Annotated in this window: 15 protein-coding genes and 3 tRNA genes; 14 read left to right on the top strand and 4 right to left on the bottom strand. The window is 65.7% G+C overall.

Annotation, left to right across the window (positions count from 1 at the left end):
• Positions 1–5 precede the first annotated feature (5 nt).
• The 3 genes from ABFX29_RS03530 to ABFX29_RS03520 all read left to right on the top strand — a co-directional run bounded on the left by ABFX29_RS03530 (position 6) and on the right by ABFX29_RS03520 (position 2,990).
• On the top strand, positions 6–1,538 hold the full coding sequence (locus ABFX29_RS03530; protein ID WP_152224905.1) for an amino acid permease: 1,533 nt from the start codon (positions 6–8) through the stop codon (positions 1,536–1,538).
• 66 nt (positions 1,539–1,604) lie between these two features.
• Complete coding sequence (locus tag ABFX29_RS03525; RefSeq protein ID WP_152224903.1) at positions 1,605–1,955, top strand: thiamine-binding protein; 351 nt, start codon at positions 1,605–1,607, stop codon at positions 1,953–1,955.
• Between the two features lie 150 nt (positions 1,956–2,105).
• Positions 2,106–2,990 (top strand): spermidine synthase, encoded by an 885-nt coding sequence (locus tag ABFX29_RS03520; RefSeq protein ID WP_152224901.1) that lies wholly within the window; start codon positions 2,106–2,108, stop codon positions 2,988–2,990.
• A gap of 62 nt (positions 2,991–3,052) precedes the next feature.
• Here the strand turns inward: ABFX29_RS03520 and ABFX29_RS03515 are convergent, their stop codons facing one another.
• Positions 3,053–4,483: an NCS2 family permease gene (locus ABFX29_RS03515; protein WP_152224883.1), complete on the bottom strand. Its 1,431-nt coding sequence runs from the start codon at positions 4,481–4,483 to the stop codon at positions 3,053–3,055.
• Positions 4,484–4,680: 197 nt separating this feature from the next.
• Here ABFX29_RS03515 and ABFX29_RS03510 point away from each other — a divergent pair, with 197 nt between their 5' ends.
• A complete protein-coding gene (locus ABFX29_RS03510; RefSeq protein ID WP_246167172.1) occupies positions 4,681–5,676 on the top strand; it encodes a universal stress protein in 996 nt (331 codons plus the stop codon).
• A gap of 8 nt (positions 5,677–5,684) precedes the next feature.
• Here the strand turns inward: ABFX29_RS03510 and ABFX29_RS03505 are convergent, their stop codons facing one another.
• Both ABFX29_RS03505 and ABFX29_RS03500 read right to left on the bottom strand, forming a co-directional pair.
• Positions 5,685–6,614: a cation diffusion facilitator family transporter gene (locus ABFX29_RS03505; RefSeq protein ID WP_152224879.1), complete on the bottom strand. Its 930-nt coding sequence runs from the start codon at positions 6,612–6,614 to the stop codon at positions 5,685–5,687.
• A gap of 13 nt (positions 6,615–6,627) precedes the next feature.
• Complete coding sequence (locus tag ABFX29_RS03500; RefSeq protein WP_152224898.1) at positions 6,628–6,987, bottom strand: metallopeptidase family protein; 360 nt, start codon at positions 6,985–6,987, stop codon at positions 6,628–6,630.
• Positions 6,988–7,144: 157 nt separating this feature from the next.
• On the opposite strand from ABFX29_RS03500, the gene ABFX29_RS03495 reads away from it, so the two are divergent.
• The 10 genes from ABFX29_RS03495 (at position 7,145) to ABFX29_RS03450 (ending at position 12,349) form a co-directional block, all read left to right on the top strand.
• A tRNA-Glu gene (locus ABFX29_RS03495) sits at positions 7,145–7,217 on the top strand.
• 61 nt (positions 7,218–7,278) lie between these two features.
• A tRNA-Asp gene (locus ABFX29_RS03490) sits at positions 7,279–7,352 on the top strand.
• 57 nt (positions 7,353–7,409) lie between these two features.
• Positions 7,410–7,485 (top strand) — tRNA-Phe (locus ABFX29_RS03485).
• Between the two features lie 201 nt (positions 7,486–7,686).
• Positions 7,687–9,276, top strand: a complete 1,590-nt coding sequence (locus tag ABFX29_RS03480; RefSeq protein ID WP_152224877.1) for an MFS transporter — start codon at positions 7,687–7,689, stop codon at positions 9,274–9,276.
• A gap of 91 nt (positions 9,277–9,367) precedes the next feature.
• Positions 9,368–9,811, top strand: a complete 444-nt coding sequence (locus tag ABFX29_RS03475; RefSeq protein WP_152224874.1) for a pyridoxamine 5'-phosphate oxidase family protein — start codon at positions 9,368–9,370, stop codon at positions 9,809–9,811.
• Between the two features lie 207 nt (positions 9,812–10,018).
• On the top strand, positions 10,019–10,477 hold the full coding sequence (locus tag ABFX29_RS03470) for an Asp23/Gls24 family envelope stress response protein (RefSeq protein WP_400485361.1): 459 nt from the start codon (positions 10,019–10,021) through the stop codon (positions 10,475–10,477).
• Between the two features lie 81 nt (positions 10,478–10,558).
• Entirely contained in the window at positions 10,559–10,750 is a 192-nt protein-coding gene (locus tag ABFX29_RS03465) for a DUF2273 domain-containing protein (protein WP_152224870.1), read from the top strand.
• Entirely contained in the window at positions 10,747–11,142 is a 396-nt protein-coding gene (locus ABFX29_RS03460; RefSeq protein ID WP_152224868.1) for a hypothetical protein, read from the top strand. The genes ABFX29_RS03465 and ABFX29_RS03460 overlap by 4 nt, the downstream gene beginning before the upstream one ends.
• The gene (locus ABFX29_RS03455; RefSeq protein WP_152224866.1) at positions 11,139–11,741 is read left to right on the top strand and encodes a DUF6286 domain-containing protein; all 603 of its coding nucleotides are present in this window, start codon (positions 11,139–11,141) and stop codon (positions 11,739–11,741) included. The genes ABFX29_RS03460 and ABFX29_RS03455 overlap by 4 nt, the downstream gene beginning before the upstream one ends.
• Positions 11,738–12,349, top strand: a complete 612-nt coding sequence (locus ABFX29_RS03450; RefSeq protein ID WP_152224864.1) for a hypothetical protein — start codon at positions 11,738–11,740, stop codon at positions 12,347–12,349. Before ABFX29_RS03455 ends, ABFX29_RS03450 begins: the two co-directional genes overlap by 4 nt.
• A 31-nt stretch (positions 12,350–12,380) precedes the next feature.
• Here ABFX29_RS03450 and ABFX29_RS03445 read toward each other — a convergent pair whose 3' ends face one another.
• Positions 12,381–13,235 carry a DUF8083 family protein gene (locus ABFX29_RS03445; protein ID WP_152224863.1) on the bottom strand — a complete coding sequence of 285 codons (855 nt, stop codon included), beginning with the start codon at positions 13,233–13,235 and terminating at the stop codon, positions 12,381–12,383.
• Between the last annotated feature and the right edge of the window lie 2 nt (positions 13,236–13,237).

Genomic DNA, 13,237 nt, shown 5'->3' with positions numbered 1-13,237 from the left:
AGCAAGTGAGCCTGTTCCGTACCAAGCCGATTGAGCAATCACTGGCAGATGCAGACGAGGAGGGGAGGCGGCTCAAAAGGTCCCTGACCACCTGGGACCTTATGATCATGGGCGTCGCCGTGGCCGTAGGCGCCGGCATTTTCTCCGTTGGTGCCAAAGCCGCGGCTGAGTTCTCCGGTCCGGCCGTCACGCTGTCCTTCATCCTGGCTGCCGTCACCTGTGCCCTGGCGATCATGTGCTACGCGGAATTCGCCACGGCGATCCCGGTTGCCGGGTCTGCATACGTCTTCACGTACGCCACCATGGGGGAGCTGATCGCCTGGATTATCGGCTGGAACCTCATCCTGGAACTCTTCACGGCCGCGGCTGTCATCGCCAAGTACTGGGGGATCTACCTCAGTGAGGTCTTTGCGCTGATCGGCTGGGACATTCCGCCCACCATTTCCCTCGGCCCGGTGGACATGACCTGGGGTCCGTTCCTGATCGTGGCCCTCTTCACCGTGCTGCTCGTGATGGGCACTAAGCTCTCCGCCCGCGTCGGCAACATCTTCACCCTGATCAAGATCGGCGTCGTGCTTTTCGTGATCGTGGTCGGGTTCTTCTACATCGACTTCGAGAACTACACCCCGTTCATTCCGGACCCGGTTTCCACCGCATCTGCCGGCAGCGAAGGCGTCATGGCCCAGTCGCTGTTCTCCTTCATGACCGGCGCAGCCCCGGCCCAGTACGGCGTACTGGGCGTCTTCGCCGGCGCTGCCGTGGTGTTCTTCGCCTTCATCGGGTTCGACGTCGTAGCCACCTCCGCAGAGGAGGTCAAGAACCCCGGACGCACCCTGCCCCGCGGCATTTTCGCCGGCCTGGCCGTGGTGACCGCCCTGTACATCGGCGTCTCCCTGGCGCTGACCGGCATGGTCTCCTACACGGAGCTTGCATCGGTTGAGGCACCCAACCTGGCTACGGCCTTCAGCCTGGTGGGCAACACCGGTGCCGCGCAGGTAATTGCCATTGGGTCGCTGATTGGACTCACCACCGTGATCATGGTGCTGCTGATGGGTCTGGCCCGTGTGGTGTTGGCCATGTCCCGCGACGGACTGCTGCCCCGCTCACTGTCCCGGACCAGCTCCAAGCACGCCACACCGGCCCGCCTGCAGATCCTGTGCGGCGTCCTGGTTGCTCTGGTTGCCGGCTTCACCCAGGTGGACCTGCTCGAGGAAATGATCAACATCGGCACGCTCTCGGCATTCGTCGTCGTCAGCGCCGGAGTGCTGGTGCTGCGCCGTAAGCGCCCGGACCTCAAGCCCGCCTTCCGGGTGCCGTTCGGCCCGGTGCTTCCGGTGCTCTCCGCCCTGTTGTGCCTGTACCTGATGACCAACCTGTCCGTTGAAACCTGGATCTACTTCATGTTCTGGCTGGCATTCGGCTTTGTGCTGTACTTCATCTACGGCCAGCGCCGTTCCCGGCTGAACCCGAAGAACGCCCAGCCGCTGCCGGCCGGCGGAGCCACCGCGGTTACGCCGCAGGAGCAGCCCAAACAGTAGTTCTCCCGCGCCGCGCCGCGTCGGGCAACGGTTCAGGTTCGCCGCTTCCAGTGGCAGACTGGGCGCATGCTAGTAGCCTTCTCCGTTGCCCCGTCCGGTGTTGGACCCGAAACAGGTCCCAGCGGTCCTTCTGCTGATGCTTCAGTGCACGACGCCGTTGCCGCCGCCGTGAAAATCGTCCGCCAGTCCGGCCTGCCGAACCGCACGGACGCCATGTTCACCACGATTGAGGGTGAATGGGACGAAGTCATGGAGGTGGTTCGCCGCGCCACTGAAGCGGTGGGCCGGTACGGAAGCCGGGTATCCCTGGTGCTCAAGGCGGACATCCGCCCCGGCCATACCGGGGAGCTGGCCGGCAAGGTTGAGCGGCTGGAACAGGTGCTGGCAGCCGAAGACGAATATCGCGGACACTCCTAGCTCCAACGCAGCGCCCGGAGAAGCCGCCGCGGAAGGCGGCACCTTCTTGTCAGGCCGGACCCGGGCGCCCGGGGAGGGGAACTTCCGGCGGGCAGCTGAAGCCTAAGCTGGAACCATGAGCTCTACCCATGTTTCCCCGGCAGCCAACTGATGGGCCGCCAGCGCCCCGGCAAGAGCAAGCCGGAAGAACCCGTACCCGGAAGCGGGCCGGTAGCAGGCCGTTATGAGATCGACACGGGAACCTGCGAACTGCTGCCGGACCAGTTCTCCTCCACCGGCTGGCTCCTGAAAATCAACGGCGTGCACTCCTCGCACATCGATCTGGCGAACCCGCGGGAGCTGGATTTCGAGTACATGCGGTGGATCGCGGCCCTCGTGGAATCCAGGTTCCCGGCAGATGCCAGGCTGCGTGCACTGCACCTGGGCGGAGGAGCATGTTCCATGGCCCGCTACTTCGCGGACGTGTATCCCGGTGCCCGGCAGGTCGTCGTCGAACTGGACGGGAAACTCGCGGAACTGGTGCGCGGCTGGTTCGACCTTCCCCGCGCCCCGCTGATGCGGCTGCGCGTGGGTGAAGCCCGGGAGGTCACCGAATCCCTCAGCGAGGACAGCCGGGACCTGATCATCCGCGACGTCTTCGCCGGGGACAAGACTCCGGCCCCGCTGACCTCTGCGGAGTTCCTGGCGCACGCGAAGCGCGTCCTGGCGGCGGACGGACTCTACGTGGTCAACTGCGGCGACGCTCCTGACCTCAAGACAGCCCGCCGCGAAGCAGCAACCATCGCGTCAGCCTTCCGCCACACCGCCATCATTGCGGACCCCGCCATGCTCAAGGGCAGGCGCTACGGAAACATCATCATTGCCGGTTCGGACGTTCCCTTCGCCGAGGACGCCTCGCTGCCGCGCACGCTGCTGGGCGGGGCGATGCCGGCCCACCTGTGGGAGGACGCGAAGGTCCGGTCCTTCGGCCGCGGGTCCCAGGTGATCCGCGACGCCGAGACAGCGGGAGTAACCGCAGACAAGGCCGGGCCGTAAAAGGGAAGTGCCCCCTCCGTCCGGAGGGGGCACTTCCCTGATGCAGCTGGGGAGATAAGGGTCTAGACGCCCAGGGCAGCTTCGATCGGGCCAACGCAGAAGAAGACGGCGAACGCCAAGGCGACAATCCACATCACCGGGTGGACTTCCCGGGCCCGGCCCTGCACGGTGCGGATGATCACGTAGGAAACGAAGCCGGCTCCCAGGCCGTTGGCGATGGAGTAGGTAAAGGGCATCAGCACGATGGTCAGGAAGGACGGCAAAGCCAGTCCGATGTCCGACCAATCGATCTTCGCCACCTGGGTGGTCATCAGGTAACCCACGACGACGAGTGCCGGTGCCACTGCTTCGAACGGCACCAGGTAGATCAGCGGGGTCAGGAACATGGCTGCGATAAACAGCAGGCCGGTGACGATCGATGCCAGACCGGTGCGGGCGCCTTCGCCGATGCCGGCGCCTGATTCAACGAACAGCTGGTTGGAGGAGACGCTGGCACCGCCGCCGGCGATCGCGCCGGCTGCGTCAACAAGCAGCACACGGTCAACGTTGGGGATATTGCCGTCCTTGTCGATGCTTCCGGCGCCGGTGGAGAGACCCACCATGGTTCCCATGGCATCAAAGAAGATGCTGAGCAGGATCACGAAGGCCAGCAGCGACGCACCGATGATGCCCATCGTCTCAAAGGACCCGAAGAGGCTGAAGTTGCCGATCAGGGAAAGATCGGGGGCGCCCCACTGCGGCATGCTTGGGGTGACCAGGGACCAGCCGGTTGCTACGCCTGCGCCCTGGCTGCCGGGGGCGGCAACGGTTTCAATGATCACGGCCAGCGCCGTGGACGACAGGATGCCAATAAGGATGGCGCCGCGAACCTTGCGGGCCATGAGCACGATGGTGAGGATCAGGCCAAAAACGAACACGAAGGTCGGCCAGCCCAGCAGGTCTCCGCCGGAGCCAAGCTCCACAGGAACAGTGGTGCCGGCGGCGTCCGGGACGCGGCGGACAAAACCGGCGTTGACGAATCCGAGCAGCGCAATGAAGAGCCCAATGCCCACAACGATGGCGGTCTTGAGGCTCGCCGGAACAGCCCTGAAGACCGCTGTCCGGAACCCGGTCAGCACCAGGATAAGCATCGTGATGCCAGCCAGGACTACCAAACCCATCACATCGGGCCAGGTGAGGTCATCGGTCGTGGCAACGGTGACGGCGACGAACGCGTTGACGCCCAGCCCGGTGGCCAGGGCAAACGGGTGCTTGGCCCACGCGCCCATGATGATGGTCAGGACACCGGCAACCAGTGCTGTGGCCGCGGCGACCGCAGGTGCACCCAGGACGTTGCCGGCACCGTCTTCTCCTCCGAGGATCAGCGGGTTCAGGACCACGATGTAGCTCATGGCGAAGAATGTGGCCAGACCTCCGCGGATCTCCGTTCCAACTGTGGAGCCCCGCTTGGAGATTTCGAAATACCGGTCCAGTCTTGAACCTTGCTTGAGCATGACTGTTTTCCTCTGAGTGAGTGTTGTGGCTCGGGGATGTGCGAAAGCACCAGTTTCGATATTAGTCCTGCGGTGCCCCGAGCTTTTAATGCGCAGGTCCGCGCCGAAACATGTACCACCGCTCGGGAACCTTCGCGGGTAGGCTTTCAATAGGAGCGCAGCCAAAGGTGGTTGTGTGCACCCGAAGGGAGCCGATTGTGTTCGATGCTGAGTTTGAGGCGGACCCGGTCCGCTCCGGAATCGTGGTCGGTGTGGATGGTTCGGACCAGAGCATCTGCGCCCTCACCTGGGCCGCCAGGGAAGCGCGCCGCCGGAATGTCCCGCTGCACGTGGTGACGGCCTACACGGTTCCCATCTTCGCGGCGTCCTCCATGGACGCCGGGTACACCGCCGTCGACGACGCAGTGATTCGCGACGGCGCCCGCTCCGTCCAGGAAAAAGCCCTGGCGCGTATCTCCCAGCCGGGACTCGAAGTCATGTCCCGGGTGGAGAGCGGAGACGCCGCCGCAGTGCTCCTTGAACTATCCCAAGACGCAGAACTCATGGTGGTCGGGTCCCGCGGCCGGGGTGGATTCGTTGGGCGGCTGCTTGGGTCCGTGTCCAGTGCCCTGCCCGCCCACGCCAAATGCCCCACTGTCATTGTTCCGCTTCGGACCGCCGGCCGGCTGCCCGAATCCGGTGTTTCGGCCCCCGCAGGCTCCCCGGTGACGGACGACGTGCACCAAGCGGTCGTCGTCGGCGTTGACGGTTCCGAGCAGGGACGTGCCGCCTCCCTGGTGGCTGCCGAGCAGGCCCGCAGCACTGGGCTGCCGCTGCGCATTGTCTGTGCACTTCCTCCGTTCAGCGGTTCGCTGGCCTGGGTTCCGGCCCCGCTGGACGTCGATGCGCTGCATGCGGAACTGATGGAGCAGCTGACCGCCGGCCGGAACTGGCTGCAGAGCCACTTCCCGGACGTGGAGATGTCCGTAGAGCTGGTCGACGGTCCGCCTGCGGAAATCATGGTGGGCCGCACCGCCAACGTTGAACTGGTGGTGCTTGGCACGCGTGGCCGGGGCGGGTTCGCCGGCATGCTGCTGGGCTCAACCAGCCAGAGCGTGCTGCACCACGCGAAGGGCCCCGTCATGGTGGTTCCCGACTACGACGATCCCCGATTGGCGGACCGGGCGAAGTTCGGCCCGATGGCCGAAGAGTAGGACCTGGCTCAGGCGTGCCGTTCGCCTTCGTGGACGGCATGCCGTTCCGGTTCGAGCTGGAACGTGCAGTGCTCGGTGTCGAAGTGGCTTGAAAGGCAGTTCGAGAGCCGGTCCAGAATGGTGTCCATCCCGTGCGGTGTGAGGTACTCCTCATCCACCACAACATGGGCGGAGAACACCGGAACCCCGGAGGTGATGGTCCAGATGTGGATGTCGTGGGCGTCCTGGACGCCGTCCACCCGGACTATGTGTTCGCGGATCATCTCCACATCCACCCCCTGCGGCGTGGCTTCGAGCAGCACATCGATTACTTCGCGCAGCAGCGACCAGGCGCGCGGCAGGATCATCGCCGCAATCAGGAACGAAGCCCAGACATCGGCCTGCTGGTAACCGGTCAGGATGATGACGACGGCGGAGACCACCACCGCGGCCGAACCCAGCAGGTCCCCAAGTACCTCCAGGTACGCGCCGCGCACATTCAGGCTCTCCTTGCGTCCCGAGTGCAGGATCAGCAGCGAAACCAGGTTGGCAAGCCCGCCCACGATCGCCGCGAAGAGCATGATCCCGGTATGGACCTCCGGAGCGTCTCCGATCCTGCGGACCGCTTCGGTGAAGATGACGACGGCGATCACGATTAGCAGCACGGCGTTGGCCAGCGCGGCCAGGACCTCCGCCCGCTGGTAGCCGTAGGTCCGTTTCGATGTTGCCGGCCGGCCTGCAATCCATGCGGCCAGCAGCGCGATGGAAACCCCGGCGGCGTCGGAAAGCATGTGCCCGGCGTCGGCAAGCAGGGCCAGGGAGCCGGAGATCAGCGCCCCGGCTGCCTGGATGACCACCACCGTGATGGTGATGAGGAAAACTGCCAGCAGCTTGCGGCGGTGCCTGCCGGTGGCTGTGCCTGACGGCAGGCCATGGCTGTGGCCGGAATGATCGCCCATACCTACAGGCTAGCTAGCCCCAGCCCAGTTCGTGCAGCCGGGCGTCGTCGATGCCGAAGTGGTGGGCCACCTCGTGGATGACGGTGATGCGGATTTCGTCAACCAGTTCTTCCCTGCTTTCACACATGCGGGTCAGCGGACCGCTGAAAATGACAATCCGGTCCGGGAGGGAGCCCGCTCCCCACCACGAGTCGCGCTCGGTCAGCGGCGTGCCGTCATACAGGCCCAGCAGTTCAGTCTCCGGGTCTTCGTGCGGGCCGGGAATGTACTCGTCCTCGATGAAGACAGCCACGTTGTTCATCGCCTTGGCCAGGTCCTCCGGGATGGAGTCCAGGGCGTCGTCGACGGCGGCTTCGAAGTCATCGGGGCTCATCTCGATCGGCACATTTCCACTCTAGCCGGGGGCGCCCGGAACCCGATTTTGAAGATCGCGCGAATAGGCCCTATAGTTTTATAAGTCCGCAGCCGGGAAACACGACTGGAGCCGGGAAGTTTTCGGTGCCAGCCAAGTTGAAAGCTGCGTGTTCTGAGCCCCCATCGTCTAGCGGCCTAGGACACCGCCCTTTCACGGCGGCGGCACGGGTTCGAATCCCGTTGGGGGTACTCACGAGAGTGGTAATCGCACCGCTGAAAAGCTGGTAGAGTTTACACTCGTGAAAAGCAAGGCCCTGTAGCGCAGTTGGTTAGCGCGCCGCCCTGTCACGGCGGAGGTCGCGGGTTCAAGTCCCGTCAGGGTCGCTCAGATTTTCTGAAGCGATTTGGAAGATCTCGGTGATCATCTCTTCGATGATGCCCGGCTCTGTAGCTCAGTTGGTAGAGCGTTCGACTGAAAATCGAAAGGTCACCGGATCGACGCCGGTCGGAGCCACCAGCTAAAACCCCGTACTCGATGAGTGCGGGGTTTTTCTTTGCCCGGGACGAGTCTTGGTTTCTCCTTCCTTCCCGGCTGGGGCTGTGGTTGCATGCAGGTGGGGGACCAAACCGCCGGCCGGCCCGCGCACGGCCGTCAGAGGAGCGAGATGCCCGGTTTGAAGGCCAGCCCGGTCATACCCGGTCCGGAAGGAAACGGCTCATGAGTCCGGCGCCTGGCGGCGGACCCGGTGAGGCGCCCTTCAACGGGCGGCTGGCACTGCTGCTGGCCATGGCCATGTTCGTGCTTGTGGTCGATACCTCGATCATGAACGTCTCGATCTCCGCCGTGGTGCACGACGTCGGCGCGACGGTCAGCGGACTGCAGTCGACGATCGCCCTGGAGGCGCTGGTGTCTGCAGCGTTCATCCTGATCGGCGGCAAGATCGGCGATCTGTTTGGGCGCAAGCGGGCCTACATCATTGGGCTGGTTTGCTATGCCGTCGGTGCCGTCGCCATGACCCTGGCACAGAGCCTGCTGCCGATTATTCTCTTCTGGGCGGTGATCGGCGGCCTTGGTGCCTCGCTTCTGCTGCCGGCAATCCAATCCCTCATTCACGGCAATTTCGAGGGAGCCGCGCAGCAGCGGGTCTACGCGCTCGTTGGCGCCTCGGCGGCAATTGCGGCAGCGGTCGGTCCGCTGCTGGGCGGCTTCATCACCACATTCCTGTCCTGGCGCGTGGCCTTCCTGCTGGAGGCCCTCGTCATCGCCGTGGTGCTGGCCGGAATCAAACTAGTCCACGATGTTCCCTACGAGGGGCCGAGGACCCTGGACGTGGCCGGATCACTGCTGTCCATCCTGGGGATGGGCGGGATTGTGCTGGGCATCCTGGTGTGGCAGGAGGGCGGCGAAGCCGTGGGTGCGCTGCTGGCTGCCGGCGCCGTTGGACTGGGCTCGCTGGTCCTGTGGCTCATCCGGCGCAAGCGCCGGGGAAAGCCCACCCTGCTGGACCCGGACCTTTTCCGGTCGAAACCCTTCCGGTTTGGTGCCACGGGGCAAATGCAGCAGCAGATAGCCCTGGGAGGCACCATGATCGTGCTGCCCATCTACCTGCAGATGGTGCTTGGCTACAACGCCATGGAATCAGGGCTGTCCATCGCACCGCTCTCCCTGACCATGTTCGCCGTCGCACTGATTGCCGGGAAACGGGCAGCCAAGCGACGCCCCGCCGGCCTGATCAGGTGGGGGTTTCTGCTCCTTGCCGCCGGCCTCGTGCTGCTCCTGCCGGTGATACCGCGAGCCGACTCCGGATGGTGGCTGCTTGTTCCGCTGCTCATCGCCGGATCCGGGCTGGGGCTGCTGGTCTCCCAGCTGAACAACTACACCCTGTCTCCAATCTCCGACGAACGGGTCAGTGAGGCAGCAAGCGTGAACTCCGCTGCAGGGTCCTTTGGCCTGTCCTTTGGGCTGGCTTTTGCGGGCGGCATCATGCTGGCGGCGCTGTCCCTGATCTTCACCAGTCTGTCCGAATCCAGCACGGTCCTGCCGGACAATGAAAAGCAGCAGGTGGCCCGGGTACTTGAGGATGACGCGCAGCTCCTGAGCGATACCCAGCTCCAGGATCTGCTGCAGGGCCAGCCGGCGGAGAGCCAGGCAGAAATCCTGCGCATCAACACCGAGGCGCGGCCGGCTGCCCTGCAGATTGCGCTGTCCATCCCGATCCTTGCCGGCGTTCTGGGCCTGTTGACGTCCTTTCGGATGCTGAAGCTACCGGACCCGAAATCCTCCTCCGGCGGAACAGTCCTGGGCTGATCCCGGTGCGCCGCTCCCCGGCGGGGCCGGAACCCTTCCCTTCCCCGCGGTTCCCGGATTCACTGGGACCCCAACGACGTGGAGGTCAACGATGATTCCAAGCAGTGAAGCGTTCCAGTGGGACTCGGTCAGCCCGCACGAAGACGAGGAGCTGAGCGAGGCCCAGTGCTGGTCCCTGCTGGGCGGCCAGGAGACCGGCAGGATCGCGTTCCTGCAGGACGGCAGGCTGCTGGTCTTCCCGGTGAACTACCTGGTGCATAAGAAGAACGTGTATTTCCGCACCAGTGCAGGCAGCGGACTGGCCCTGCTGCCGGGGGACCTGAACACTTCCTTCCAGGTGGACGCGCACGACGGCGAAGCGATGGCTGGCTGGTCCGTGCTGGTCAGCGGGCCCGCCAACGCCGTTCGGGACGATTCGCTCCTGACCACGCTCTGGGGGAAGCGAAGCACGGCTCCTTACGGCGGCGGGCAGCGGAACCTGTTCGTGGGGATCGATCCCACGCAGGTTACCGGGCGCCGCGTCAGGATGGGATGAGCCTCGTCCTCCCTGCCCAACGAAGCAGGTGAGGGGCTAGGCTTGGCTCTTATGGAAGATGCCCAGAACACTCCGGGAAACGGTCCTGCCGCTCCCGGAAACCAGCCAGTGAGCCCGACGCCGGCCCAGGCGGGTCCCGGTGCAGTTTCCCCGCCGCCCGGCCCCGGCCCAAAACCCGGCCCTGCCGTGCCGGCACTGCAGCCTGACGTGCCCCCGAACCTGTCCGGAGCAGCTGCTGCCGGCACGTCCGGTGCCGCTTCCGGCGAAGAACCCGGCGGACGCACATCCATCGCGGAGCAGGCAGTTGCGAAGGTAGCTGCTATCGCCGCGCGGGCAGTCCCGGGAGTCCATGCGCTCGGCACCGGTGCCGGCCGGACCCTCGGCGCAGTGCGGGACGCCGTCGCCGGTTCCGACAGCAGCGCCACTGCCGGGGTGAACGTTGAAGTGGGTGAAACCGAGGCCGCCGTGGACATCACGCTGGTGGCTGATTACGGCATCCCGCTGACAGCACTCGCCGACTCCGTGCGTTCGGCCGTCTATGCAGCCGTGGAAGACCTTGTGGGACTGAACGTCGTAGAGGTCAACGTTTCGGTGGCAGACGTACACATCCCGGAAGCGCTGGATCCCCGGACAGCCAAGCGCCAGCCGGCCGCCGGCCAGGACTAGGGCATGCTGAACCTTCCGGGCTTCGAAAGACCAACCAGCGCGGATCCCTCCCCGCGCGGGACAATGAGTAAGGCAGGAACAATGAAACCGACAGTGGTGGGCATGGCCGTAGGTGCCGTGCTGGCTTTCACGGCTCTTCTCTTCGATTTCTGGGGTTTCCTGCTGATGGCATTGTTCATCGCCGTCGGAGCCTTCTTCGGCCGGGCCGCTGAAGGCAAGGTTGACTTCCGCAGCGTGCGGGACGCGCTCACCGGGCGTCGTTCGTCCTCATGAGCACTGCCGTCGTACCGGGGGAAACCAAACTCCCCGCCGCAGTACCGCTGGCCGGGCACAACCGGATCAGCACCCAGGCGCTGACCAGCACCGCGCAGGCAGTTGCGGCCCAGCACTTTGGCGTTCCCGCGTCGGCAGTCCGCGTCACGTGGAGCGATGACCAGGGCCTGCTGGCACTCTCGCTGGCACTTCCGGTCACCATGCCGCCGCTGGGGGCAGTGGTGAAGGACCCGGGGCTGGTGGCTCGCACCGGTGGATCAGTCTGGGACAGGGCCCACGCGGCCAAGCCCGCACTGCTTAAGCGCATTACCTACCTCACCGGGTCCATCCTCTCCCTCGTGGATATCCGGGTCACCGGCATCCGGGTGCAGGAAGGGAGCAGGGTGAAATGAGCGATACCACTGCCGCCCCGCCCACCGAGGGTTCCACCGGCCGGATAGTCCGGCGGGAAACCCATGCCGCCCGAACCGTGCCAGCCGTGATCGCCGCCGTCGCCGGCATCCTTTTCTGCTTGTATGTCCTGCTCGAATCAGTGCTGCAGTCCCTCGGACAGGATGAATGGCTGATTGATCCGCCCACCTTCGCCCACTGGGTGGCGGGCCTGCCGCGCGACGCCGACCCCCTGTTGCTGGGCCTCGCCGGAGCCCTGATTTTCGTCGCCGGACTCTGGTTCTTCCTGATGGCAGTCCTGCCGGGACGCCGTGCCCGCTATGCCATCCCCAACCCGCGTGCCGCCGTCGTCGTGGACGCAGAAGTCCTCGCCTCTTCGCTGGCCCGCCGCGCCCGGCTTACCGCGGGGGTTACCCCGGACCAGGTCCTGGTGACCGTAGGCCGGACGCGGGTGGAGGTAAGGGTGCGGCCCACCTCCGGGATTCCGGTTGATTCGGACGCCGTGCGTGCTGCCGTGGAGGACGAACTGGCACTGACCGGACTCCAGCCGCAGCCGACCGTAACCGTCCTGGTCTCCACCGTGGGGGCGATCGGACAGTGAACCGTACCCCACGCTCCCTAAACCGTCTTCTCCTGGGACTCGGCGGCCTGCTGCTGCTTGCCGTGGGCGCCGGGCTCGTGCTGCTCAGCGTCGACCCCGCTGCCGCACGCTGGTGGCAGGACACCGCCCCGGCCTTCATGGCTGAAGGCGGACGCCTGCTCAATGACACGGCCATTCCGGGCCAGCGCCAAAGCTGGCTCTGGCCTGCCCTGGCGCTGGCCATGATTGTCTGTGCCGTATTGCTGGTGCTGTGGATTGCCGCGCAGGGCCGCGGGCGGGCAGACACCCTGGTTGCCGAGTACAGCGAAGACGGCGCCCCCGGCCGGATCGCCATCAGCGGGTCAGTGCCTGAGCAGGCACTGCGGGAAGCCCTGCTCAAGGACCCGGACGTAAGCTCGGTGGCAGTCAGCACCTGGACCATGGCCGACGGCAACGGCCTGAGGGTGCGGATCGTGCCGCGGCAGGGAGCCGCTCCGCACCTGGTGGCGGCAGACGCCACCAACCTCGTTGATGCCCTCGATGCCGCGCTGGGCCGCAGCTCAACCGTGCTGATCAGCTTGGAAGCCGGCCGGCGCTACCGGCTGGGCCGCGAAGAGCGGGTCCGCTGACCGGTCGCCGGGGGCTGCCGCTGCCCCCGGGTCAGGAGGCGCGGGCCAGCTGCCGGATAGGGATCCAGCGTCCGGCGAGCCGCCGGTACGCCGCGGCCGCGCCCGTCATATCGCCGTCGGCCAGCGACTCGATGCCCAGCCGCACGTCGGAGGGGGAATCATCCGGGTAGACCAGGTCTGCGACGGGGCCGTAGTCCAGTTCCAGCACCGCGGCGGGGGAGAAGACCTCCATCCACGCGACGAGGTCGGTGAGTTCGTCCAGCAGGTCCAGCTCCGGAGCAGCCAGTGCCAGGGCTGCCGCGGCGTGCCGCGCACGTTCAATGCACTGCTGTACGGGAGCTGAGAGCCGGACAGTAAGTACCCGGCCGTCCTCCTCGATGACCTCGGTCTGGTCATCCTCATGCATCAGCACGAACCAGCCAAACGGCACACCCCAGGTGGCCGACCGGGTATGCAGTTTGGCCAGTGAATCCGCGAAGGAGTCCGGGTCGATCCGGGCTGCGTGGGCCTCCCTGGCAACCTCGGGCAGCAGCACATCCACCAGCGGCCCGTGGACCGTTTCGCCCAGGGACTCTGCTGCCAGGGATGTCCGGACAGCAAGCTGGTTGGGGCAGTAAAGCCGCGTGGTGATCCCGTCCGGACCGGGGTGGTGCAGCACCCGGACCAGGTCGGTTGAATTGTGCGGGAAAGGGTCCGAAACGGCGCGCACCAGCCGCCGGACGGCGTCGCTGCGTTCCAGCACCTCCGTCTCGTGGCGGGCACGGGAGCGCTGGCTCAGGATGCGCAGCTGCTGGGCGTCATCGAATGCGTCCAGCGGTTCGTAGGCACGAAGGTAGGACACGTACGGGAACGTCCGCCACACGGTAGCCTCCGGTGTCCCGGCCATGC

It is taken from the genome of Arthrobacter gandavensis (genome assembly GCF_039528575.1).
In the GTDB taxonomy this organism is placed as follows: domain Bacteria; phylum Actinomycetota; class Actinomycetes; order Actinomycetales; family Micrococcaceae; genus Arthrobacter_B; species Arthrobacter_B citreus_B.
Note: the sequence above shows the minus strand (reverse complement) of the source record. Positions and strands in the feature narration are given on the sequence as shown.

Excerpts from the sequence above, each read along its gene's own strand:
- ABFX29_RS03520 (WP_152224901.1), top strand. The coding sequence starts at position 2,106 with ATGGGCCGCCAGCGCCCCGGCAAGAGCAAGCCGGAAGAACCCGTACCC.
- ABFX29_RS03505 (WP_152224879.1), bottom strand. The coding sequence starts at position 6,614 with ATGGGCGATCATTCCGGCCACAGCCATGGCCTGCCGTCAGGCACAGCC.
- ABFX29_RS03475 (WP_152224874.1), top strand. The coding sequence starts at position 9,368 with ATGATTCCAAGCAGTGAAGCGTTCCAGTGGGACTCGGTCAGCCCGCAC.
- ABFX29_RS03460 (WP_152224868.1), top strand. The coding sequence starts at position 10,747 with ATGAGCACTGCCGTCGTACCGGGGGAAACCAAACTCCCCGCCGCAGTA.
- ABFX29_RS03480 (WP_152224877.1), top strand. The coding sequence starts at position 7,687 with ATGAGTCCGGCGCCTGGCGGCGGACCCGGTGAGGCGCCCTTCAACGGG.
- ABFX29_RS03455 (WP_152224866.1), top strand. The coding sequence starts at position 11,139 with ATGAGCGATACCACTGCCGCCCCGCCCACCGAGGGTTCCACCGGCCGG.
- ABFX29_RS03500 (WP_152224898.1), bottom strand. The coding sequence starts at position 6,987 with ATGAGCCCCGATGACTTCGAAGCCGCCGTCGACGACGCCCTGGACTCC.
- ABFX29_RS03465 (WP_152224870.1), top strand. The coding sequence starts at position 10,559 with ATGAAACCGACAGTGGTGGGCATGGCCGTAGGTGCCGTGCTGGCTTTC.
- ABFX29_RS03445 (WP_152224863.1), bottom strand. The coding sequence starts at position 13,235 with ATGGCCGGGACACCGGAGGCTACCGTGTGGCGGACGTTCCCGTACGTG.
- ABFX29_RS03515 (WP_152224883.1), bottom strand. The coding sequence starts at position 4,483 with ATGCTCAAGCAAGGTTCAAGACTGGACCGGTATTTCGAAATCTCCAAG.
- ABFX29_RS03525 (WP_152224903.1), top strand. The coding sequence starts at position 1,605 with ATGCTAGTAGCCTTCTCCGTTGCCCCGTCCGGTGTTGGACCCGAAACA.